The organism is Microbacterium sp. P5_E9, from assembly GCF_054049175.1.
Map to the genome: position 1 here is coordinate 1 of NZ_JBFUMV010000004.1, position 23,103 is coordinate 23,103.

Annotated in this window: 21 protein-coding genes; 5 read left to right on the plus strand and 16 right to left on the minus strand. The window is 67.8% G+C overall.

The features are described from left to right. From ACXJ3V_RS07945 to ACXJ3V_RS07985, 9 genes are all read right to left on the minus strand, one after another. Positions 1-333, minus strand: a 333-nt coding sequence (locus ACXJ3V_RS07945) for a class I SAM-dependent methyltransferase (RefSeq protein WP_457099749.1), incomplete at its 3' end; no start/stop codon positions are given. A 388-nt stretch (positions 334-721) separates the two neighbouring features. Then, positions 722-2,089, minus strand: coding sequence for a replicative DNA helicase (gene dnaB / locus ACXJ3V_RS07950; RefSeq protein ID WP_457099750.1), 1,368 nt, complete (start codon positions 2,087-2,089; stop codon positions 722-724). Between the two features lie 554 nt (positions 2,090-2,643). Next, entirely contained in the window at positions 2,644-3,096 is a 453-nt protein-coding gene (gene rplI, locus ACXJ3V_RS07955; RefSeq protein ID WP_457099751.1) for a 50S ribosomal protein L9, read from the minus strand. A gap of 9 nt (positions 3,097-3,105) precedes the next feature. Further along, positions 3,106-3,360: a 30S ribosomal protein S18 gene (rpsR, locus tag ACXJ3V_RS07960; RefSeq protein WP_457099752.1), complete on the minus strand. Its 255-nt coding sequence runs from the start codon at positions 3,358-3,360 to the stop codon at positions 3,106-3,108. A 50-nt stretch (positions 3,361-3,410) separates the two neighbouring features. Further along, entirely contained in the window at positions 3,411-3,911 is a 501-nt protein-coding gene (locus tag ACXJ3V_RS07965) for a single-stranded DNA-binding protein (RefSeq protein ID WP_457099753.1), read from the minus strand. Positions 3,912-3,916: 5 nt separating this feature from the next. Continuing rightward, positions 3,917-4,300 carry a 30S ribosomal protein S6 gene (rpsF, locus tag ACXJ3V_RS07970; protein ID WP_457099754.1) on the minus strand — a complete coding sequence of 128 codons (384 nt, stop codon included), beginning with the start codon at positions 4,298-4,300 and terminating at the stop codon, positions 3,917-3,919. Positions 4,301-4,460: 160 nt separating this feature from the next. After that, the gene (locus ACXJ3V_RS07975) at positions 4,461-5,801 is read right to left on the minus strand and encodes an MFS transporter (protein ID WP_457099755.1); all 1,341 of its coding nucleotides are present in this window, start codon (positions 5,799-5,801) and stop codon (positions 4,461-4,463) included. Beyond that, positions 5,798-8,728, minus strand: a complete 2,931-nt coding sequence (locus tag ACXJ3V_RS07980) for an alpha-mannosidase (RefSeq protein ID WP_457099756.1) — start codon at positions 8,726-8,728, stop codon at positions 5,798-5,800. The genes ACXJ3V_RS07975 and ACXJ3V_RS07980 overlap by 4 nt, the downstream gene beginning before the upstream one ends. Before the next feature lie 140 nt (positions 8,729-8,868). Beyond that, positions 8,869-10,062 carry an acyl-CoA dehydrogenase family protein gene (locus tag ACXJ3V_RS07985; protein WP_457099757.1) on the minus strand — a complete coding sequence of 398 codons (1,194 nt, stop codon included), beginning with the start codon at positions 10,060-10,062 and terminating at the stop codon, positions 8,869-8,871. A 187-nt stretch (positions 10,063-10,249) separates the two neighbouring features. Between ACXJ3V_RS07985 and ACXJ3V_RS07990 the strand changes: the two genes are divergently transcribed. Then, on the plus strand, positions 10,250-11,167 hold the full coding sequence (locus tag ACXJ3V_RS07990) for a patatin-like phospholipase family protein (protein WP_457099758.1): 918 nt from the start codon (positions 10,250-10,252) through the stop codon (positions 11,165-11,167). Positions 11,168-11,209: 42 nt separating this feature from the next. After that, a complete protein-coding gene (locus tag ACXJ3V_RS07995; protein ID WP_457099759.1) occupies positions 11,210-12,370 on the plus strand; it encodes a hypothetical protein in 1,161 nt (386 codons plus the stop codon). 5 nt (positions 12,371-12,375) lie between these two features. Here ACXJ3V_RS07995 and ACXJ3V_RS08000 read toward each other — a convergent pair whose 3' ends face one another. The 7 genes from ACXJ3V_RS08000 to malQ all read right to left on the minus strand — a co-directional run bounded on the left by ACXJ3V_RS08000 (position 12,376) and on the right by malQ (position 21,397). Continuing rightward, entirely contained in the window at positions 12,376-13,029 is a 654-nt protein-coding gene (locus ACXJ3V_RS08000) for a TMEM175 family protein (RefSeq protein WP_457099760.1), read from the minus strand. A gap of 169 nt (positions 13,030-13,198) precedes the next feature. Then, on the minus strand, positions 13,199-14,869 hold the full coding sequence (locus ACXJ3V_RS08005) for an ABC transporter ATP-binding protein (protein WP_457099761.1): 1,671 nt from the start codon (positions 14,867-14,869) through the stop codon (positions 13,199-13,201). After that, the gene (locus ACXJ3V_RS08010; protein ID WP_457099762.1) at positions 14,869-15,861 is read right to left on the minus strand and encodes an ABC transporter permease; all 993 of its coding nucleotides are present in this window, start codon (positions 15,859-15,861) and stop codon (positions 14,869-14,871) included. Before ACXJ3V_RS08010 ends, ACXJ3V_RS08005 begins: the two co-directional genes overlap by 1 nt. Position 15,862: 1 nt before the next feature. Further along, a complete protein-coding gene (locus ACXJ3V_RS08015; protein ID WP_457099763.1) occupies positions 15,863-16,951 on the minus strand; it encodes an ABC transporter permease in 1,089 nt (362 codons plus the stop codon). 85 nt (positions 16,952-17,036) lie between these two features. Beyond that, positions 17,037-18,668, minus strand: a complete 1,632-nt coding sequence (locus ACXJ3V_RS08020) for an ABC transporter substrate-binding protein (RefSeq protein ID WP_457099764.1) — start codon at positions 18,666-18,668, stop codon at positions 17,037-17,039. A 182-nt stretch (positions 18,669-18,850) separates the two neighbouring features. Continuing rightward, positions 18,851-19,087, minus strand: a complete 237-nt coding sequence (locus tag ACXJ3V_RS08025) for a hypothetical protein (RefSeq protein WP_457099765.1) — start codon at positions 19,085-19,087, stop codon at positions 18,851-18,853. 147 nt (positions 19,088-19,234) lie between these two features. After that, positions 19,235-21,397: a 4-alpha-glucanotransferase gene (gene malQ / locus ACXJ3V_RS08030; protein WP_457099766.1), complete on the minus strand. Its 2,163-nt coding sequence runs from the start codon at positions 21,395-21,397 to the stop codon at positions 19,235-19,237. Between the two features lie 164 nt (positions 21,398-21,561). On the opposite strand from malQ, the gene ACXJ3V_RS08035 reads away from it, so the two are divergent. Genes ACXJ3V_RS08035 through ACXJ3V_RS08045 form a run of 3 tightly spaced genes read left to right on the plus strand, consistent with a single transcriptional unit; the run spans position 21,562 to position 23,101 of the window. Continuing rightward, positions 21,562-21,924: a PadR family transcriptional regulator gene (locus tag ACXJ3V_RS08035; protein ID WP_457099767.1), complete on the plus strand. Its 363-nt coding sequence runs from the start codon at positions 21,562-21,564 to the stop codon at positions 21,922-21,924. Further along, positions 21,921-22,958 carry a hypothetical protein gene (locus tag ACXJ3V_RS08040; protein WP_457099768.1) on the plus strand — a complete coding sequence of 346 codons (1,038 nt, stop codon included), beginning with the start codon at positions 21,921-21,923 and terminating at the stop codon, positions 22,956-22,958. Before ACXJ3V_RS08035 ends, ACXJ3V_RS08040 begins: the two co-directional genes overlap by 4 nt. Beyond that, the gene (locus tag ACXJ3V_RS08045) at positions 22,955-23,101 is read left to right on the plus strand and encodes a hypothetical protein (protein ID WP_457099769.1); all 147 of its coding nucleotides are present in this window, start codon (positions 22,955-22,957) and stop codon (positions 23,099-23,101) included. The genes ACXJ3V_RS08040 and ACXJ3V_RS08045 overlap by 4 nt, the downstream gene beginning before the upstream one ends. The last annotated feature ends 2 nt before the right edge of the window (positions 23,102-23,103 follow it).

The window sequence follows — 23,103 nt, forward strand, 5'->3', positions numbered from 1 at the left end:
CAGAAGGACCGCGTTCGCGAACACCGCGTCATACGGTCCGCCGAAGTCGCGCGCGTCGAGTTTCAACACCCGAGCGGCATGACCGGCCGCATTGAGTCTTTCGACGAACGCGGCCGCACCGTCCGTCCGGTCGACGATCAGCCCGGCAGCCTCGAGCGCCACGGCGTCCCTACCGGGACCGGTACCCAACTCGAGCACACGATCCCCGGCCGCGGTCAGCCCGATCAGGTCATCGACAAGGGGCGACCGAGCGTTGGACGTGCGATCGACGTACTGCGTCGCGTGCTCCTCATACGCGTTCAGCGTCTCGACGGCGGGGTCCACGGGCTCCATCACATCATCCTCGCGTCCGATGTGACCACCGCAAAGGGCTGTTCCCTCGAGCGGGTCCTCGAGCGCGACGGCGCTTGTTCGGAGACGGACTCCTCAGTGACCGGCTGCCGCAGCTGAGGGAACGGCTCTGGGCCGGGTAGACCGGGCACGATCGCAAGGGGCGCTGGGTGCCCGCCGAGATTCCCGCAGGACCCGCCCGCGACACAAGTCGCACTTAGGCCCGCCAAATGCAGGCATCCCGAGGCGCTCGGCCCAGGCATGGCTTGCCCCGTCCGATCGAGGTCGACGACTGCGCCCGGTCAGGGGCGAAATGTCCATATGGACATCACGTGGCCATTTAGCCGCGAAATGGACATTTCAAAAAACAATCCCGACAAATACGAGTGAGCTAGAGCCCGACCGCCATGTCGGTGAAGCGCGAGAAGTGACCCTGGAACGCCACCGTCACGGTGTCGGTGGGCCCGTTGCGGTGCTTGGCGACGATCAGGTCGGCCTCGCCGGCGCGGGGGTTCTCCTTCTCGTACGCGGCCTCGCGGTGCAGCAGGATCACCATGTCGGCGTCCTGCTCGAGCGATCCCGATTCACGCAGGTCGGAGAGTGCGGGCTTCTTGTCGGCACGCTGCTCCGGACCACGGTTCAGCTGCGACAGCGCGATGACCGGAACACCGATCTCCTTCGCGAGCAGCTTCAGGGCACGCGAGAACTCGCTGACCTCCTGCTGCCTCGATTCCACGCGCTTGCCCGAAGTCATGAGCTGGAGGTAGTCGATGACCACCATCTTGAGCCCGACCCGCTGCTTGAGCCGGCGGCACTTGGCGCGGATCTCGACGAGCGTCATGTTCGGGCTGTCGTCGATATACAACGGGGCGTCGTTGATGCGTCCGCGCACGGAGGCGATCGTCGTCCAGTCGCGCGAATCGAGCGTGCCCTTGCGCATGGCCTGCAGCGGCACCGATGCCTCGGCCGACATCAGGCGCATGGCGATCTCGCTGCGCCCCATTTCCAGGGAGAAGAAGATCGTGGGCAGGTCGTGCTTGATGGATGCCGCGCGCGCGAAGTCGAGCGCGAGCGTCGACTTTCCGAGCGCAGGGCGGGCGGCGATGATGATCAACTGTCCCGGGTGCAGCCCGTTGGTGAGCTGGTCGAGCTGCGCGAAGCCGGTGGGGACGCCGGTCATCTGCCCATCGCGACCGCGCGCCGCCTCGATCTCATCGACGGCGGCGTCGACGGCGATCGTGAGGGGGACGTAGTCTTCGGCCGCATCGGCGCCGGTGACGCCGTAGATCTCCGCCTGGGCGTTGTTGACCAGGTCGAGCGCCTCGCCCTGACCGGAGTAGCCCATCTGCACGATGCGGGTGCCGGCCTCGACCAGACGGCGCAGCAGCGCGCGCTCGGCGACGATCGTTCCGTAGTAGCCGGCGTTCGCCGCCGTCGGCACGATCGAGGTGAGGGTGTGCAGGTAGTCGGCGCCGCCGGCACGCTGGAGCTCGCCGGTCTTGATGAGCTCGTCGGTGACCGCGACCACGTCGGTGGGCTCGCCGTGCGAGTACAGCGAGAGGATCGCCTCGAAGATCAGCTCGTGCTTCGGGATGTAGAAGTCCGTGCCGCGCAGCGTCTCGATGACGTCGGCCACGGCGTCCTTCGACAGCAGCATGCCGCCGAGTGCGCTCTGCTCCGCCAGCAGGTCGTGAGGCGGGGTGCGCTCGTGCTCGCGGGGTCCGCCCATGCGCTCTTCGGAGATGTCGGCGATCGACATAGGCAAGTCCTTCGGGTCGTACATCGGGCGTTCTCGGGCGGTCGCGGAGGTTCGGGCAGGCGCGCATGAGCGCAGATCGACGGATGCCGCGGCATCCGTTCCTCCTGCTCTCAGGAGAGCACCCACCCCCGACATCCGACCTTGGCATCGAGGCTCCCCGGGGGGCCGCACCCCACGCTAGATAGGGGGCATCGCCACCGCAACTGAGCCTGTGGATAACTCTGTGGAATGCCTGCGCGAAACGCCGGGTACCCTGTGCACAACACCTGTGGACAACGTCGTGTTTCGGGTTCGTTTCGCCTGATTATTCTTCCGCTGACCTGGGATTATCGGGCTAACAGGGGTGTGGAGGACAACGGGGTTGAAGTAATCGTTGAAGGTTTCGCCGATCGCGCCTACCTGTGCACAGATCCGTGGAAAGCACAACTCCGAAGAGGCTTTCTCGGTTAGCGATTCGGCACTGTACACGCACCCCTGCAGCGACTATCTTGCGGCCGAAAAACGACGGATGCCGCAACCCCCGAAGGGGCTGCGGCATCCGCTCGTTCGCGAAATTACTTCGCGGCAACCACCTGCAGGGTGATCACGGCGGTCAGGTCGTCACGCAGACGGACCGTGGCCTCGTGCTCGCCCACCGACTTGATCGGCGAGGTGATGTGGATCTTGCGCTTGTCCAGGTCACCGAGACCCGCAGCCTTGACGGCGTTGGCGATGGCCTCGGTCTTGACCGAGCCGAACAGGCGGCCCTCAGCGCCGGCCTTGACCGGCAGCTTGACCTTGTTCGACTCGAGGGCGTCCTTGAGCGCGACGGCCTCTTCGTGGTCGTGGATGGCGCGGGACTCGCGGGCTGCGCGAATCGACGCGACCTGCTTCTCGCCGCCACGTGACCACGTGACAGCGAATCCCTGGGGGATGAGGTAGTTGCGGGCGTACCCGTCCTTGACCTCGACCACGTCACCGGCTGAGCCCAGCCCGGCGACCTCGTTCGTGAGAATCAGCTTCGACATATCCAGTCCCTACCTGCCGGCGCCGGCGTAGGGCAGAAGCGCCATCTCGCGCGCGTTCTTGATTGCGCGGGCGATGAGACGCTGCTCCTGCACGTTGACACCGGTGATGCGACGGGCGCGGATCTTCCCACGCTCCGAGATGAACTTGCGAAGCGTGGCGACGTCCTTGTAGTCAATGACGCCGACGCGGGTCGGCTTCGCGGGAGCGGCGGTCTTGCCGCCCTTCCGCGGCTTGCGGCGGTCGCCGCTCGACTTTCCAGCCATGGTTTTCCTTTACTTGAAGAGAGATCGGATGCCGAGGCATCCGGAATTCGTTAGAACGGGGTGTCGTCGCCGTAGGCGGTGCCAGGAGTGCTCCAGGCATCCGCGCCACCACCGGTGGAAGACCCGGGGGTCGACCACGGCTCGTCGGCGACCTGCGCGCGCGACTGTCCGCCACCGGAGCTGCCACCCGCGGCGCGCGTCACCTGTGCGGTGGCGTAGCGCAGCGAGGGGCCGATCTCGTCGACCTCCAGCTCGATGGCAGTGCGCTTCTCACCCTCGCGCGTCTCGTACGAGCGCTGCTTGAGGCGACCGGTCGCGATGACCCGCGAGCCCTTGGTCAGCGAACCTGCGACGTGCTCCGCGAACTCGCGCCACACGCTCGCGCGGAGGAACAGCGCTTCGCCGTCCTTCCACTCGTTCGCCTGACGGTCGAAGTTGCGCGGGGTCGACGCGATGGTGAAGTTCGCGACGGGGAGTCCGGCCTGCGTGTAGCGCAGCTCGGGATCAGCCGTGAGGTTTCCCACCACGGTGATGATCGTCTCGCCGGCCATGCTCGTTACGCGTCCTGCTTGACGGGCTTCGCGGGGCGGGCAGCCTTGCGGGCGGCCTTCTCGGCGGAGCGCTCGGCCTCGGCGGCGACCATCGCGATGGCCTCTTCCGCACGGAGCACCTTGGTGCGCATGACCAGCTCGCTGAGGTTCAGCTGACGGTCGAGCTCGTTCGTGGCGGCGCTCGTCGCGGTGAAGTTGACGACGGCGTAGATGCCTTCGGTCTTCTTCTGGATCTCGTACGCGAGACGGCGCTTGCCCCAGATGTCGACCTTGTCGATCGAGCCACCATCAGTTGTGATGACCTTCAGGAACTTGTCGAGGCTCGGGGCAACCGTGCGCTCATCGATCTCGGGGCTCAGAATGACCATGAGTTCGTACTGGTGCGTCACTAACCCACCTCCTTCGGACTAGAACGGCTGTCGGGCATTTCCCGGCAGCAGGAGGGTGTGTGCACGTCGTCACGGGCTTACGCGAACAGAGTCGCAACCGGACAACCTTGACAGTCTAGCGGATGCCTGGTTCCCGGCCGAATCGGGATGCTCCGGGCGCTCACACCGCGGCGGGCTTGCCGACCTTGTAGAAGAGGAACGGCACGGCCGACACCAGGCAGCTCAGCGCCGGCACGAGGGTGATCGCGATGAACACGGTGTTCTGCATCTGCGGGGTGACCGTGACCCCGGCCTGGTAGCCCGCGATCACCACGAAGGCGCCGAACACGAGCACGGCGAGGGCGTTCATGACCTTCGAGACGAACGTCAGCGTCGAGAACGAGATGCCGTCGTTGCGCACTCCGGTGCGGCGCTCGACGTCGTCGACCGCGTCGGCGAGCATCGTGGTCTGCACAACGAGGAACACCCCGAGCGTGAGCCCGGTCAGGAAGATGAAGATCATGATCGCGATGATGCTGGCGAATCCGACGAGGTACATCGCGACGTAGAAGACAGCCCCGGCGAGCGAGCTCCAGAGGATGAGCGACTTGCCGCTCAGCCGCCTGAGCAGCAGCGGGGTGAGGAACGACGAGAGCACCATGCCGACGATGATCGCCGCGCCGATCAGGGTGAAGTACGCCGCGTTCCCGTAGGCGATCACGACGAACACCGCGCCGCCGGCCTGCACGATGTAGCGCCCGAATCCCAGGACTGAACCCAGCAGCACCATCAGCAGGGGCGTGTTCTTGAAGAGCGTGCCGAACAGCTCCTTGAAGGTCAGTCGCTCGCGCTCGCCCTGCGCCTTCTCGCGGGTGTTGAAGAACGCCAGGAGGAACATGCCCATGCCGACGACGGATGCCACGGCCACCGCGATCGTCCAGCCCGTGGCCGTGGTCTCACCGTTGAAGCTGAACGCGAGCGCGAGCCACGGCATCCCGAGCGTGGCAAGACCGAGGGCGATCGCCCCGAACGCGCGCACGTGCGAGATCACTCCGGTGCGCTCGCTCGAATCGGGGAAGGCCGACCCGATCAGGCCCCAGAAGGGCACGTCGCAGACCGTGTACGCGAACCCCCACAGGAAGTAGCAGACGCCGAAGAAGACGAGCTTGCCCGCCTCCGAGACATCCGGGATCGCGAAGAGGAGCGTCGACAGCACGGCGACGGGCGCGGCCGAGAAGAGGATGTAGGGCCGCATCTTGCCCCACCTGGTGCGCGTCATGTCGACGAGGCTGCCCATGACGGGGTCGCTCACCGCGTCGACCAGCTTCGCGACCGTGATGATCGCGGTGACCACGGCCAGACCCTGCACGCTGATGTGGGCGTACTGAATCAGGTATACGAGGATGAACGTCGTCACCGTGGTGAGCACGATGTTCTGCCCGAAGCCGGCGACCACGATCGACGTGCGCTGGGTGCGCGGTGTGAGTGTCGCCGCGGGCGCGGGCGTCGCGGTTTCAGTCATCGCCGGGCCTCCAGCAGGATCGTCTTGATCTCGAACGGCCCGAACTCGAGGTTCGCGAGGTCGACGGCGGTCTCGCTGGTCGGCAGCTCCATGAGGTCGGTCTCCGTCGCTCGCGTGTGCGCGATGGTGGTGCGGAACGCTGTCGTGGCGGGGCGGCCGAGGCTTTCGTAGAGCCGCACGATGATGCCGCTCCCGTCCTCGGCGGGCTTGAGGGTCTCGACGATCACGGCGTCGCCGGTCGTCGCGGCCGCGGTCTCGAACAGGGCGCCGTCGGCCACGAGCAGCGGATTGTTGAGGCGATAGCCCTCGGCGATCACGGTGGCGAGGTCGCCCGGCGTGAAAGGCATGAAGGCGTAGGTGAACTGGTGGGTGCCGCGGTCCGCCGTCTTGTCGGGGAATGTCGGGGCGCGCAGCAGGTTCAGACTCACCAGGCCCTCCTTGGCGCGGTGGCCGTACTTGCTGTCGTTGAGGAGAGCGAAGCCGGCCTCGTCGTCCTGCACCGCGATCCACTTGTGTGCGCAGATCTCGAACTGGGCCTTCTCGACCGAGTCGCGCTCGGTCGTCGGCCGCCCGATGTGACCGAACTGGATATCGCACAGCGCTTCGGGACCGTAGTGGGTCGGGAAGAACTCGGCGCGCAGCATCCGATGCTTCTCGTGCCAGTCGACGTGCGTCTCGAAGCGCACCACCGGGCTGCCCGCCTCCAGGATCACGCGCTGGTGGATCGTGACCTTCGGCGCGCGGTATGCGTGGTGACGCACCACCCGCGCCCCGTCGATGCTCGTGCGGACCTCGCTGACGATGAGCGTCTGCGACTTCTTCTCGCGGTAGCCCTGGTCGATGTCCCAGGCGTCGAACGGGAACTGAAACGGGTCCTCGAACACGACGAGGCGGTTCAGGCCCGCCCCAGCATGCTCCGCGCCGCTCGCATCCGTGCACGAGATGATCTCGCCGGTGGCGTCGAACTGCAGAGTGAGGATGCCGTTGGTGATCGTGTCGGCGGTGGTCGCGAGTGAATCGAACGCGGTAGCGGGCGTCAGGGGTGCGGCGGAGTATGGACCGACGTCGGCCTGCAGCCACTCCCCGTCGACGGAGACGAGCTCGCGTCGCGCGAAGCCGGTGAGGTTGATCGCGGAGCGACCCTGCCCGGCCGGCAGCTCGGCCACCAGCTCGCCGATGTGCGCATCGAGTTCGGCGTCCACCGACTGGTACGCCTCGACGGCCTCGGTATTGACCCTGGTGATCGACGAGCCCGGAATGATGTCGTGGAACTGGTTGAGCAGCAGCACCTTCCAGTGCGCGTCGAGGGCTTCGGTGCCGCCACCGGTCAGCGCGGCGAGCGCCTCGGCGTTGTGCAGCTTGCGCTCCACGAGCCGGTTGTACTTCTTGATCGCGCCCTGGGTCGTGTACGTGCCCTGGTGCGTCTCGAGGTACAGCTCGCCGACGTGGGTGTGCGTGATCTCCTGCAGCTCGAGCGCGCGGAAGAAGCGGTCGGCCGTCGAGTACTCGACCCGCGGCAGCCCGCGGAGGTTCCGCTCGCGCCGGGTGAGCTCGAGGTGCACCTCGCCTGGCCCCCCGCCGCCGTCGCCTGCGCCGTAGACGAGCAGCGCCGATTCGAGATCGCGCTCGGGATACCGCTGCACGCCCTTGAGGAGGCCATCGGCCGCGGCGCGGCTGTTGTAGTCGCCCTCCGGGGGCATGTGCACGAGCACGGTCGACCCGTCGATGCCCTGCCAGTGGAAGGTGCGATGCGGGAACACGTTGACCTTGTTCCACGACAGCTTGATCGTCTGGAACCAGTCCATCCCGCTCTTGCGCAGGATCTGCGGCAGGTTGCCGTTGTACCCGAACGTGTCGGGCAGCCAGCAGATGCGCATGTCCTCGCGGTCGAGCCCGAACTCCTCCTCGAGGAACCGCCGCCCGTGCAGGGCCTGGCGCACCAGCGACTCGCCGCTCGGCAGGTTGGTGTCGGGCTCCACCCAGAACGCGCCCTGGAGTTCCATCCGGCCGGCGGCGACGGCATCCTTCATCCGCTCGAAGAGGGCGGGATGCTCCTGCTTCATCCACTGCATCTGCTGCGGCTGGCTCGTGCCGTAGATGTAGTCATCCGTGCGGTCGATGTTCTTGAGGGCGTTCGCGTACGTGCGCGCGGCCTTGCGGCGCGTCTCGCGCAGCGGCCACAGCCAGGCCATGTCGAGGTGGCCATGGCCGACGGCGCTGTAGACGAAGTCGCTATCGGATGCCGCGGCCAGCGGCCCCGCGAGTGCGTCCCGCGCGGCCTGGGCGTCGCCCGCAGTGAAGCGACCGTACGCCACCCGCAGGGCGGCGTTCAGCTCAGCGGCGAGCGCGGCGTCTTGGGTGGCATCGGCGAGCACCGCGAGCGTGAGGTAGTCGTAGTAGAGGTCGAACACCGCGTCGTCGCGGCGGGCGAGATGCGCGTCGTGGAACTTGGCCTTGCCGAAGTCGTAGAGCAGCCAGCCGTTGTAGGCGACGTCGGCGTAGAACTCGATGTGCCCGGTGCTCGTGTCGACGCCGTGCACGGGCCGGTGCTGGCCGCCGCTGTGCGGCAGGTCGCCCTGGATCCATACCGTGCTGACCGAATCGAGCACCTCGCCGGCCGCGGAGTAGATGAGTCCCTCGCCGCGGATGCCGAGCATCGCGACAGCATCGGCCGCGCCCGCGGGCACGTCGCCGGTGATGCGCAGCCAGGCGCAGTCGAACTTGGCGCCCCACGCGGCGCCGTTGCGGAGCGGGCGGAAGGCCCCGCGGTCGAGGTCGGCGAACGGGATGGGCTCGTCGGAGCGCAGCACCTCGGCGCGCAGCGGCGCGAGGACCGTGTAGATGCGCTCGCGGATGCGGCGGAGGCGGCCGTACTCGCGCGGCTGCCGCAGCGCGTAGCCGCCGAGATCAGCGATCAGACCAGGCATGTCGAAACTCTCCCACCGCGCACTCCGTTGTGGTGCCCTCGGTGGGACCGCGCGCTTCGCTCGAATCACCCTACCCGCGGCGCCAAACCGGTCAGTGGTGCGTGTGAACAACCCGTCCGGTCGAGAGGTCCGCGCCGAGCTCAGCGGAACGCCGGGATGCCGGTCAGGTGCTGCCCGAGGATGAGGGTGTGCACCTCGTCGGTGCCCTCATATGTCCGCACCGACTCGAGGTTCGCGGCATGCCGGATCGGGCTGTTCTCGATGAGGATGCCGTTGCCGCCGAGGATGGTCCGCGCCTCGCGCGCGATCGCGATGGCCTCCCGCACGTTGTTGAGCTTGCCGAGCGAGATCTGCTCCGGCCGGAGCCGCCCCTGGTCCTTGAGGCGGCCGAGATGCAGCGCAAGGAGCGCCCCCTTCTGCAGCTCCACGGCCATGTCGACGAGCTTCTGCTGGGTGAGCTGGAACCCCGCGATCGGCCGGCCGAACTGCTCCCGCGACAGCGAGTACCGCAGGGCCGCCTCGAAGCTGTCCCGGCCGGCGCCGAGCGCGCCCCACACGATTCCGTAGCGCGCTTCGCTCAACCCGGAGAACGGCCCGCGCAGCCCCTCCGCGCCTGGCAGCAGGGCCGCGGCCGGCAGCCGCACGTCATCGAAGTGCAGCTCGCACTGGATCGATGCGCGCATCGACAGCTTCGGCTCGATCACCGTCGCGCGGAAGCCCGGCGCGTCGGTCGGGACGAGGAATCCGCGGATGCCGTCCTCGGTCTGGGCCCAGATCACGGCGACCTGCGCGATCGACGCCAGCCCGATCCACCGCTTCGAGCCGCTCAGCACCCAGTCGGCGCCGTCGCGCCGCGCGAACGTCTTCATGCTCGCGGGATCGGAGCCCGCGTCGGGCTCGGTCAGGCCGAAGCATCCGATGACCTCGCCGCGCGCCATCCGCGGCAGCCACTCCTGCTTCTGCGCCTCGGTCCCCCAGCGATGGATCGACCCCATCGCGAGCGACCCCTGCACCGACACGAACGTGCGGATCCCGGAGTCGCCGGCCTCGAGCTCGAGCGCGGCGAGGCCGTACGCGACGGCGCTGCGGCCGGGGCATCCGTATCCCTCGAGGGTCATCCCGAGCACGCCCAGCTCGCCCAGCTCGCGCGCGAGCTCGGCCGGGAAGACCGCCCGGTCGAACCAGTCCGCGATGTTCGGCCGGATCCGCTCGTCGACGAAGCCGCGCACCCGGTCGCGCACCGCCCGCTCGTCGTCGCTCAGCAGCGCGTCGATGCCGAGGACATCGGATGCCGCGCGCAGCGCCTCGAGATCGTCCGGGTTCCTCGGTTCCATGCGCCACTCCTTCGCTCGCTGGTTCGATCATGCCGTGATAGCGTTCCAGCGATCGTGAACCGTCGACAGGAGGTGAGTCCCATGAACGCAGTATCCAGAGTGGGCGCTCCCCTGCAGTCCACGATCGCGCGACTGACGTAGTCGCCACCGGGAGCGCCAGACAGGCAATTCGCGAAAGGCGACTCCCATGAACACCACCCCTTCTTCCTCTCTGCACGCCACCGAGCGCGCGCTCGTTCTCGGCGGCGGCGGATCGGCCGGCAACGCCTGGGTGATCGGCGTCATCGCCGGCCTGGCCGAAGCCGGACTGGACGTGACCACGGCCGACCTGACCATCGGCACATCATCCGGATCGACGAACGCGGCTCAGCTCGCCGGCGCGACCCCGGGTGAGCTCTATGCCGAGACCATCGCCGCGGTCCCTCCGCAGCGGCCCGCTCCGGGTGAACCCGAGCGCCGACGCGCGGCCCCGAGACCGGTGGCCGACCATCTGGAGAGATTCCGCGCGATCATCGCGACCTCGACGGACGCCGCCGACATGCGCCGCCGCATGGGTGCACTGACGCTCGAGCACGATGCGGCATCGGACGGCTCCGGGAGTGTACGGTGGCGCGACATCGTCGCCGCCCGCCTTCCCCGCCGGGAGTGGCCGGACCGGACGATCTTCATCACGGCCGTCGACGCCCGCACCGGTGAGCCTGTCGTGTTCGACCGTCACAGCGGCGTCGACCTGGTGGACGCCGTCGCCGCCAGCACCTCCGGCGGCGCATCCGCCTACCGGATCGGCGACGGTCGCTATATCGACGGCGGCTACCGCTCCAACGCAGAGAACGCCGATCTGGCGGCCGGCTACGGGCGGGTGCTGGTGCTGTCGCCGCTGAGCGGCAGATCGCTGCATCCCTCTGAGTGGGGCACCCATCTCGCCACCCAGGTCGACGACCTCCGCGCAGCGGGGAGCCGGGTCGAGACGATCTTCCCGAACAGCGGCGCCGCACCCCTGTTCGGTGAGAATGCGATGGATCCGTCGCTGCGGGCGCCCGCTGCCCGCGCCGGGTACGACCAGGGCAGAGCCCTCGCCGAGCCGCTCGCGGAATTCTGGCGCTGACACCTGCGCGAACCGTCGCGCGTCCCCCGCTACGTTGGGCGCATGGATCCCCGCCCGCTCACCGAGCCCGTGGACCGCACGGCCGTCACCGCGTACGCGCGCCGGCTGCGGCAGGAAGGCCGGGCGCCTCAGGCGTTCGGCGGCATCGCCGTAGTCATCACCGCCTTGGTGATCGTCGTCTTCGTGTGCGTGTTCGGCACGACGTTCCTCTCGATCGCCGGATCGGTCATCGCTCTCAGCGCGGGCGGCGCACAGACGGGCGGTCCGGCGGCGGCGGTGTTCCTGGTCGTGCCGTTCCTCATCATGGCGGCGATCGCCGTCGCGGTCGTGTTCGGTGTCATCCGCGCCCTCAGCGGCACGAGCGAGCGCTGGTACCGCCTCGACCGATTCGCGCGGGCGAACGGAATGTCGTACGTGCCGCACGTGGCGGCGCCGCGCCTGCCAGGCATGATCTTCGGCCTCGGCGAGTCCCGCCAGGCGACGGATCTCGTCCGCGGCGAGCATCCGCGGTTCGTCGAGTTCGGCAACTACTCGTATTCGACCGGCTCGGGCAAGAGCCAGACCACCCACCAGTGGGGCTATGTCGCGGTCAAGCTGGACGTGCCGCTGCCGAACATCGTGCTCGACGCGACCAGCAACAACTCGTTCCTCGGATCGAACCTCCCGTCGGCCTTCGACCGCAAGCAGCGGCTCGAACTCGAGGGTGACTTCAATGAGCACTTCGCGCTGTACTGCCCGGTCGGCTACGAGCGCGATGCGCTGTATCTGTTCACCCCCGACATCATGGCGAGGTTCATCGACCACGCGGCGGCGCTCGATGTCGAGATCGTCGACGACTGGCTGTTCCTGTACGGCCAGCGGTCCTTCTCCACGCTGGATCCGGCAACCTGGGCGTGGCTGTTCTCCGTGGTGGGTGCGCTGCTCGACAAATTCGCGCAATGGTCGCGCTGGCGCGATGAACGACTGGCGACGGATGCCGCGGCCGCGGCATCCGTCACGTCATCGTCGGCCGGCGCCGCGGTGGGAACCGCAGTGCCCTTCACCCCGCCTGCTGCGCTGCTTCGACCGCCGCCAGGCGTGGCGCCGCCCGGCCGCCGTCTCACGAAGGGCGTCAGATGGTTCACCGTCGTGTTCATCGTCGTCTTCGTGGCCATCTGGCTGTTCCAGATGTTCGCCGGCGGGATCCTCGCGCTGCTGTCCTGACTCCGTCAGCGCAGACGCGTGATGAGCCGGTGCACCGGCGCGACCAGGAGAAGCAGGAACATCGCCCAATACCCCACGTCCTTGAACACCAGCGCGACGGCGAGCGCGAGGAGGAACAGCGCCAGGGTCACCAGGTCCGCCGTCAACCCGCTGCGCAGGCGCGATTCGGGGATGTCATGGAGCGATGGATGCCGCAGCACATACAGGCGGCTCAGGAACATCACCAGGCTGGTCAGGGCGAGGGTGCCGATGTAGAGGACCTCCTGCCCGGCATCCGTCTCGAGCTGGCCCAGCAGAGCGGTGGGGATCGGCAGCCAGACGATGGTGAACATCCACGCGATCGTCAGCCACAGGAGGCCGTTCGTCACTCGATGGATGCCGGCGAAGAGACGGTGGTGGGTCAGCCAGAAGTTCGCGATCAGCACGAAGCTGAGGACGAAGCTGAAGAGCTGGCCGGTGTTCTGGGGTTGGGTCAGCCACTCGAACGAGGTGAGGTGGTCGGCGGCGGCCTCGCCCACGCTCTCCATGAGCGGCAGGATCAGCAGCGTCATCGCGATAGCCACGACGGCATCGCAGAACGCCTTCAGCCGTTCGGCCGGGAGGGTTGCCGCGGACGCCGCGCCGGGCGCCGGCGCTGTGCGCTCCGAGTTGTCGGTCATGACCGCTACGGTAGCGGCCGCTCTGCCGTGGTCGGGAAACGTGACGCAGCCTCGGCCTTAGTCTCGACGCCAGGCGCTCATCGGTGGGAAGGGCGATCCGGGCAGAGTATCGCAGTCGGATGACTGGGCGTGGTTGGTCACACCCGTTGCGGTAGCGGGCGCAACTCGGTCAGAGCTCGCGCGTCGCGTTCCATGCAGCGCGGCGAGCGGCCTGCTCTTCGGGATCGGGCACCGGGAGCGACGCTATGAGACGCTTCGTGTACGGGTCCTGCGGGTTGCCGAGCACCTGAGCGGTCGGACCCTCCTCCGCGATCACTCCGTTGTGGAGCACCACGATCTTGTGCGCGAGCATGTCGACGACGGCGAGATCGTGCGTGATGAAGAGGGTTGCGAACCCGAACTGCGCCTGCAGTTCCTGGAAGAGCTCGAGGACCTTCGCCTGCACCGAGACGTCGAGGGCACTCGTCGGCTCGTCGGCGATCAGCAGCTTCGGGTCGAGAGCGAGAGCCCGGGCCAGCGAGGCCCGCTGGCGCTGACCGCCCGAGAGCTCGTGCGGGAATCGATCGCCGAACGCCTTCGGCAGCTGCACGGCCTCTAGAAGCTCGTCGACCTTGGTTCGCACCGCGACCGCGTCTCGCTCGGAGCCGTGGACGATCAACGGCTCTGCGACGTTCTGCGCGATCGTGATGAGCGGGTTGAAGCTGGTCGCCGGGTCCTGGAACACGAAGCCCAGCTCCTTGCGGTGCGGCCGGAACTGCCGCTCCTTCACCCCGCGCATCTCGACGCCGAGCACTCGAAGCGATCCATCGGCAACCGGTGTCAGGCCCGCGATCGCGCGGCCGATGGTGGTCTTGCCCGATCCGCTCTCACCGACGAGTCCGAGGACCTCACCGGGCGCGATCGAGAAGCTGACGCGGTCGACGGCGCGGAACATGGATCGGCCGAATCGTCCGGCGTACTCGATGACGAGTTCGTCCGCGACGACGACAGGCTCTGCAGCGGTGTCTGATGAGGGGAGCTGTCGGTCGGTGATCTCGAGACGGGGAACCGCAGCGAGTAGGCGCTTCGTGTAGTCGTGCTGCGGCGCCGCGAACAGATCGCGCGCGGGAGCGGTTTCGACGATCTCGCCGTTCAACATAACCGCGACGCGGTCTGCGAGATCGGCGACGACGCCCATGTTGTGCGTGATCAGGACGATCGCGGTGCCATCCTCGTCGCGCAGCGTGCGCAGCAGTTGGAGGATCTCCGCCTGTACGGTCACGTCGAGAGCAGTCGTCGGCTCGTCGGCGACGATGACGGTCGGGTCGAGCGCGAGCGCCATCGCGATCACGATGCGTTGCTTCTGTCCGCCGGAGAACTGATGGGGGTAGTCGTTCACCCGGTGCTCGGGGTCGGGGATGCCGACACGTCCGAGCATCTGGACAGCACGCGCCTTTGCCTCGGACTTGGAGTACTTCCCGTGCGCCCGCAGACCCTCAGCCAGCTGCCAACCCACCGTATAGACGGGATTCAGCGCGGTGGAAGGCTCCTGGAAGATCATCGCGGCTTTCGTGCCGCGCACTTCCCGCATCTCCTTCTTGTCGAGCCCGATGACCTCGGTGCCGTCGAGGAGGACGGTGCCCTGCATCAGAGCGGTCTCGGGTAGCAGGCCGAGGATGGTCCGGGCGGTCACGGTCTTGCCACTGCCCGACTCGCCGACGATCGCCAGCACTTCGCCGCGGCGAACATCGAGTGACACTTTGCGAACGGCGCGAACGTCTCCGCCATCGGTGGCGAACGTCACATCGAGGTCGCGGATCTCCACCGCGAGGGCATCGGATGCTGTGGGTACGGCAGCCATCACTCGACCTCTCCCATGAATTCGCGGGTCGCCGGCTGGGACGCGGCGACGGCGTCGGCCGGAGTCTGCTTGGTCGCACGACGACGCGCCCGCAGGCGCGGGTCGGCCAGGTCGTTCAGGCTCTCTCCGATGAGCGTCATCCCCAGGATCGCGAGGACCAGAGCGGTGCCGGGCGGGATTGCCGTCCACCAGATGCCCGCGGATACGTCGCCGATCGATTCCTTGAGGTCGTAGCCCCATTCAGCGGCCGCCGTCGGCTCGATGCCGAAGCCCAGGAAGCCCAGGGCGGCGAGAGTCGCGATCGCCTCCGAGGCGTTCAAGGTCACGATGAGCGGCAGTGTCCGCGTGGCGTTGCGCAGGACGTGCACGAACATGATGCGTGGCGTCGAGGCGCCGATGACCTTGGCTGACTCGACGAAGGCCTCCGACTTGACTCGAACCACCTCGGACCGGACGACGCGGAAGTACTGCGGAATGAACACGACGGTGATCGAGATCGCGGCCGCCATGATGCCCGGCCAGAGACCGGATTGACCCCCACTGATGGCGATGGCAGCCACGATCGCGAGCAGGAGGGTCGGGAAGGCGTAGATCGCGTCGGCGACGACGACCGCCGTTTTGTCCATCCACCCGCCGAGATATCCCGATACGAGCCCGAGCAGGATGCCGATGAACACCGAGAGGATCAGGGCGACGACGACGACGAGGAGCGACGTCTGGGCACCCCAGATCGTGCGCGACAGCACGTCATAACCACCGACGGTCGTTCCGAGCCAGTGCTCCGGGCTCGGTGGCTGTTGGGCGCCGAAGAGCCCGTCCGGACCGCGCAGCTGGGCGAAGCCGTACGGCGCAAGCCATGGTGCGAAGATCGCGAGCAGAGCGAAGAAGCTTGTGAGCGCAAGGCCCGCGATGAGCATGCCGCGCTGCAGACCGACGCTCTGCCGCAGCTGATGCACGACGGGCAGGCGGGTGAAGATGCCAGACTTCGCCATCTCAGTACCTCACCCTCGGGTCGAGGAAGGCGGCTATGACGTCCACCGCGAAGTTCGTGAGCGCGACGAGGATGGCGATGAGCGCGACGATGCCCTGAATGGCGACGAAGTCACGGGAGCCGAGGTACTTCGCGAGCTGGAACCCGAGTCCCTGCCATTCGAAGGTGGTCTCCGTGAGGACGGCACCCCCGAGGAGCAGGGCGATCTGCAACCCGATGACCGTGATGATGGGGATGAGGGCGGGCTTGAAGGCATGTCTCCGGACCAGCCGGTATTCGCTCACGCCACGTGAGCGCGCCGCGTCGATGTAGGGCATGTTGTGCGTGCCGATGACGTTGGTCCGAACCAGGCGAAGGAAGATGCCCGCCGTCGCGAGCCCCAGCACCATGGCGGGCAGAACGGCGTGAAGCAGGACGTCCTGCACATAGGCGGGATTGCCCGACGCGATGGCGTCGATGAGGTAGATGCCGGTGCCGCCCTGACGCTCGAGCGCGATCTCGGTGCGCACGCTCGCGCGACCGCTCACCGGGAACCAGCCCAGCCAGACCGAGAAGACGAGCTTCGCGAGGAGGCCGGCGAAGAACACCGGCGTCGCGTAGAAGAGGATCGCGCTCACGCGGAGGCCGGCATCCGTGCCGCGATCGCGGCGGGCTGCTGCGACCATTCCGAGGGGTATGCCGACGACCAGCGCGATGATGAGCGCATACATCACGAGCTCGAAGGTGGCCAGTCCGTATTGGACGACGACCTCGGTCACCAGCCGATTGTCAGTGAGCGTCGTGCCGAAGTTGCCGGTGAAGACCTTACCGAGGTACTCGAGGTACTGGACGATCGCCGGCCGGTCATAGCCCGCGTCGTGGATACGCTCCTGAAGCTGGTCGGCGGGCAGCCGGCCGCCCAGCGCCGCCGTGATGGGGTCGCCCGTCAGTCGCACGAGGAAGAAGACGAGCGTCACGAGGATGAAGATCGTCGGGATGATCAGGAGGAACCGCACCAAGATGTAGCGGCCGAGCGTCCCACCGGAACGCGCCCGCCGGCGCGCGAGAAATGTCGGAGGCTGGTCGATCGACGCAACGACGTCACTCGTCATGGGGGGAGCCTATCTGTGAGGGTGCAAAGCGCCGCACGCCGATGAGGCGGCCCGCACGCGAGCCGCCCCATCGGTCATCGTTCGACTACTTCGTGAGAGGTGCGAACCGGAACTTGAACGACGCGTCGAGGATGACCCCGTCAACGTCGGCACCGGCCACGGCCACCTGGGCACCCTGCAGCAGCGGAACGGTCGAGAGGTCGTTCGCCACGAGCTCTTGGATCTGCTCGATGTCCGCGGTGCGGGTCGCCGGGTCGGTCTCGACTGCCTGCTCCAGGATGAGGTCGTTGACTTCGGGGTTGTCGTAGTGGTTCCCGAGGAAGTTCTCCTTCAGGAAGAACGGCGTGAGGTAGTTGTCGGCGTCGGAGTAGTCCGGGAACCAGCCGAGCTGGTACGCGGGGTACACGTCGGCCGTGCGGTCCTTCGAGTACTGGACCCACTCGGTCGACTTGAGGTCGACGGCGAACAGACCGCTCTCCTCGAGCTGCGACTTCACGAGCGCGTACTCGTCTCCCGACGACGGGCCGTAGTGGTCCGGGCTGTACTGCAGACTCAGCGCGACCGGGGTGGTGACTCCGGCTGCCTCGAGGGCGGCCTTTGCCTTGTCGACATCCGGGCCGCCGTCGCCGTCGCCGTAGAGGCCCTTCAGTGCGTCAGTCGCGCCGGCGAAGCCCTCGGGCACGTAGGAGTACAGCGGGGTGTAGGTGCCCTTGTAGACCTGCTCCGAGATCTCCTGCCGGTCGACGAGGTCGGCCACGGCCTGACGGACCGCGAGCGCCTTGGCCGTATCTGCTTCGGGGGTCGTGGCGCCGTAGGGCTGCGTGTCGAAGTTGAAGACGATGTAGCGAATCTCGCCGCCCGGGCCGTTGACGACCTTGACCGCGTCGTTTCCGCTCAGGTCGTCGACGTCGGTCGACGAGAGGCTGCGGTATGCGACATCCACATCGCCTTCCTGAACCGCGAGCTTCAGGTTCGAGGACTCGGCGAAGTAGCTGAGGATCACGCCGCCGTTGACCGGCGCAGCGAGCAGACCCTGGTAGTTCTCATTGGGAGTGAACTCGACGGTCTTGTTGAAGTCCCACGACGTGATCGCGTACGGTCCGCCGAACGCGTTGGCGTCGACGATGTCCTGGTCGGCCGTGAGCGCGTCGGCCGAGAAGACCTCGTCGTCGACGATCGCGCCAGGGAAGCTCGTCAGGATGAAGGGGAAGATCTGGTCGTTCTCTGCCTTCATGTGGAAGACCACCGTGGTGTCGTCCACCGCCTCGACGCTGTCGAGGTTGTAGAGCAGGCTCGAGGCGCCATTCGGGTCAGCGATCGCGAGGTTTCGGTCGAACGAGAACTTGACGTCAGCAGACGTCAGGTCGTTGCCGTTCGCCCACTTCAGACCGGCCGGGAGCTTCACGGTGTACTCCGTGGGCGAGGTGAACTCGGCGCTCTCGGCGAGGTCGGGGACGACCTCGTTGCTGTTGTAGTCGGTGTTGACCAGGTACGGGAAGACCTGGGTCTGGACAGCGAGCGAGCCGTTGTCGTACGAGCCTGCGGGGTCGAGGGTCGTGACCTTGTCGGTGGTGCCCACGATGAGCGGCTCGCCCGAGGCGTCCGCGGATTCAGTGTCCCCGCCGCCACCGGCGCAGCCGGCGAGGAGGAGGGCGGAAGCGCCGAAGGCGCCGATGGCGAGGCCGAGACGGCCGCGCCCGCTGTGGTGCAGTGACATAGTGCTACCTCTGCTGGGAAGGGATGGGCCGTCGGATGAGTGCGACCCTGCCGCTATCCTTGTTCGCCGCACGCCCGATCGGCAATCCGGTGAACGTATCGTAACCAGACCGAAACGCAAGGGGACCGGGCGCTCGTAGGGGCGCAGCGTTTCAGAACGCCGCGCCCCCAGAACCGCGACGGCTAACTGCAGCCGTGCGCGGCGGCGAGCCCGCTCTCGATCCAGACCCGCGCCCCGCCGACGGAGCCATCGATGTGGCCCGCCTGGCGAGCGCCCGAGACCAACTGACCATAGCTCGAGCCGCAGTCATTGATCTGCTTGCCGAAGCCGTCCGACGCCATCGCCGCTGTCGGCGCCGCCAGAGCCGCCATCGCCGCGATCGTGACGGCCGTGACCGTCATTGTGATGCGCTTGCGCATGTGTCCCTCCTCCATTGGATCCGATGTCGCGACAGTGCGACATCGCTAGAGAGACTAGCGATAATTTGCTAGTTTAGCTAGCAATATTATGCCACTCATCAATTAATGTGGCGCCATCGGACCGGGTGGACAGCTTGGTGGCACCGATCAGTCCAGGGCTGCGTTGACCGCCGACGTCAGGGACGAGAACCGCGCGTTGTCGGCGAGGTCCTCGACCAGCACTGCGCGACCCGAGGCGTCCGCGAGGGGGACCTGCCAGTTCGGGTACTCCAGGTCGGTCCCTGGCTGATTCTGCACTCGACGCTCGCCGACCGCGTCGACGAGTGACACACCCAGGAGCCGAGACGGCGAAGCGGTGAGGAAGACGTGCAGTGCCTCGACGATCTCCTGCTCGGTGGCGTCCGGGCCGATGAGCCCCCGCTGCCGCAGGATCGAGAGCATGGTGTCGCGCTCGCGCGCGGCATCCGCCCGCTCTTCGGCGACCGGACGCGTCAGCAGTCCCAGACGCGCACGCAGGTCGACGTGCTCGCCCGCGAGGTAGCCCGCTGTGGGCGGCAGATCGTGCGTGTTCACCGTCGCGAGCAGCGCCTCACGGTAGTGCTCCGGCGGTGTCGGGCCGCCGTTCTCGTGCTCGAACCACAGCACGGAGGTGCCCAGGATGCCGCGGGACGACAGGTAGTCGCGCACCCACGGCTCGACGTTTCCGAGGTCCTCCCCGATCACGACGGCACCCGCGCGATGCGCCTCGAGCGCGAGGACCCCGATCATGGCCTCATGGTCGTACCGCACATACGTGCCGGCCGCTGCGCCGAGCTCCGCCGGGATCCACCACAGCCGGAAGAACCCGATGATGTGGTCGATGCGCAGGGCGCCGGCGTGCCGCAGCAGGGTGCGGATCATGTCGCGCAGGGGGGCGTAGCCCGACCGGGCGAGCGCATCGGGCAGCCACGGGGGCTGGTTCCAGTTCTGCCCGAGCTGGTTGTACATGTCGGGCGGCGCCCCCACGAGCATCCCCTGGGCGTACGTCTCACGAAGGGACCAGGCATCCGACCCCTTCGTATGCACGCCCACCGCAAGGTCGTGCATGATCCCTATGCGCATCCCGGCGTCCTTCGCCGCCGCCTGCGCCGCGCGCACCTGTTCGTCCGCGACCCATTGCAGCCACGAGTGGAACGCCACCCGCTCCGCGAGCTCGCCCCGCAGCCGCGCGATGAGCGGCGATCCGATGTCCCATGCCTCGTCCGGGCGCTCCTCACCATCGGCGAGCCGGCCGGCGTAGTGCTCCTCGAGGGCGCACCAGAGCGCGAAGTCGGCGAGCGGACGACCCTCCCGCGCTACGAAGGCGTCGAGCGACGACTGCCTGCCCGGCGAGCGGGGTGCGGCGAAGACGATCTCGAGCGCCGCGCGCTTCGCCAGCCACGCCGCATCACGATCGATGCGGGACGCATCCGTGTTGGATCCCGACACCGTCTCGCGGACTCGCGCGATCACCGCACGATCCTCGGTCGACAGATATGACGCCTCGCGGATGTCCTCGGGACGGACATAGAGGGGCGCCAGGAAGCGACGAGTCGCGGGCAGGTACGGCGAGGGCTCGATGCGGGGGGTGACCTCCGCCGCGTGGATGGGATTGACGAGGAGGAAGTCGGCACCATGCGTTCCGGCGATCGCGGCGATGTCGCCGAGGTCCGCGAAGTCGCCGATGCCCCATGAGCCGCGCGAGCGCACCGAGTACAGCTGCGCCATGAGCCCCCACGCCCTGCCACCGTGGCGTCCAGGCGGCACCGGCAGCCGGTCGGGGGTGACGACGAGCGGGGCGGCGGCCGTGCGATCGTCGCTGTCCGCGCCGAACGGCCGCTGCCGGGCGTGGACCGTGTGCCACCCGAGGGGCAGATCCGCGGGCAGCGGCACGCTGACGTGCCACACCACGACGCCATCGACGATCCGCGAGTCGGGACGCTGATCGGGAATCGGGATGCCGCGCCACGACCCGTCTTCCAGTTCGACGGTCAGGGTGACGTCGTGAGCGTCCGCGACGTGCACGCTGAGCTCGCCGGATCCCACGCGAACGACCAGCGATGGCGGCAGCAGCTCGCGCCAGACTCGTTCCTCAGCATCGGCGATGGCCTGCTCGGCCTCGGCGTCCGTCTCAGCTGTCACGCCCATGGCCCGCAGCACGGCCCGCAGCGTCGTGGCCGGCACCTCGACGCGATCGCCGAAGAACGACCAATATGACGTGGCGACGCCGCGGCTCTCGGCGAGCGCCACGAGCGCGGCCGTCGGGTCGTCTGCTTCGGTGGTTCCGCTCATCGTCTTGTCGTCCTCCCAGACCTGGCACCCACCCTGCCAGGCCGAAGCGCCCGGCGCGATCTCAGCACTCGACCGACACGCTTGGAGAGATCACTTCCACGCTTCGCGCACTACTGCGCATTCCGTGGTACTGTCCATCGCATAGTGAGTCGCGAGGAGGCGGGATGGATACCACCCAGCTGTTGAAGGGGGTGCTCGACGCCGCCGTGCTTGCCGTCGTCCAGCACGACGATGCGTACGGGTATGACATCGTCCGACGCCTCCGGGATGCCGGACTCGGCGACGTCGGCGACGCGTCGGTGTATGGCACCCTGCGCCGGCTCTACAGCGCGGGCGCGCTGTCGAGCTACGTCGTTCCGTCTGACGGTGGGCCGCACCGCAAGTACTACGCGATCAACGCGCAGGGCCGGGAGATGCTCGCCACCCAGCGCGTGGAGTGGGGAAGCTTCGCCGCCGCGATGTCGGGCCTGCTCGACGTTCCCGCTCCCACCACCAAGACCCTGCGCACGATCGGAGAGAACCGATGACCGCGACGACCACGGCCCCAGAGATCGCCGCCTTCGCGGCATCCGTCCGTCGGCATCTCGACGACCTGCCCGCCGATGACGTCGACGATCTCGTCGATGGCCTCGAAGCCGATCTTCTCGAGCAGGCCGCCGAGAGCGAGGGCTTCGAGATTCCGGATGCCGCGACGTACGCTGCAGAGCTGCGCGCGGCCGCGGGGCTCCCGGAGCGGGCCGAGACGCCGGCGCCTGGCCCGACGGTGCGGGAACGGGTGATCGCGTCCGGCGCCGGCATGCTTCGGCGGATTCGCGCGAATCGTGCAGGAGCGTGGACGATCGACCTGCTCGTCGCACTCCGCCCGGTGTGGTGGCTGCTGCGCGGCTGGGTGCTGTACTTCGGCCTGGGCATCGTGACCGGGATCGGAACTCTGCTGCCCGCGAGCGCCGCGGCGGTCGTGCTTTTCGCCGCGATGATGCTGCTGAGCATCCAATGGGGCCGTGGTCGCTGGTTGCCCTTCGCGTGGCTGCGGGTGGTGCGCGTGATCATCGACATCGCGGCGGTGATCTTCGTACCGGTTCTGCTCGCTGCCCTCATGTCATACATGTCGGGTCCGAGTGGCGGGGTCGAGTACATCGACACCAGTCAGCCCGGCCTCACCATCGATGGCGAGCGCATCCGGAACATCTTCGCGTACGACGCCGACGGCACTCCACTCACCGACGTGCAGCTCTTCGACCAGGCCGGCCGGCCGCTCACCACGGTTGGTGATGCGGGCGGGACGACGCCGGTCGACGACTACTTCCTGTACGGCGGCGGCCCCGTCCCCGTCGCGTTGTCGGTTCCCGGTCGTGCTCCGATCTGGAACGTATACCCCCTCGCTGAGCTCCCGGCCGATGCTCCGCTCGATGAGACCGGCAGCCCGGACACGTCGAAGGCGACGACGCCGATCTTCCCGTTCCCCTTCGTCCCGGCGGTTCCGGTCACGGCAGCGGATGCCGCAACTCCGGCCGTCACCCCCGCCGCCACGCCGGAGCCGACTCCCGCGGTGACACCGTGATCGCCGAAACGCAGACGGCCGCGATCACCGAGGCGCCCGCCMACGTGGCGATCGTGGATCCGGCATCCGTTCTCACGCCAAAGGGGGTCGTGAGCATCGACGTCACGTTCCTCGTGCGGGCTGCCCTGGCCGCCAGCCCCTGACC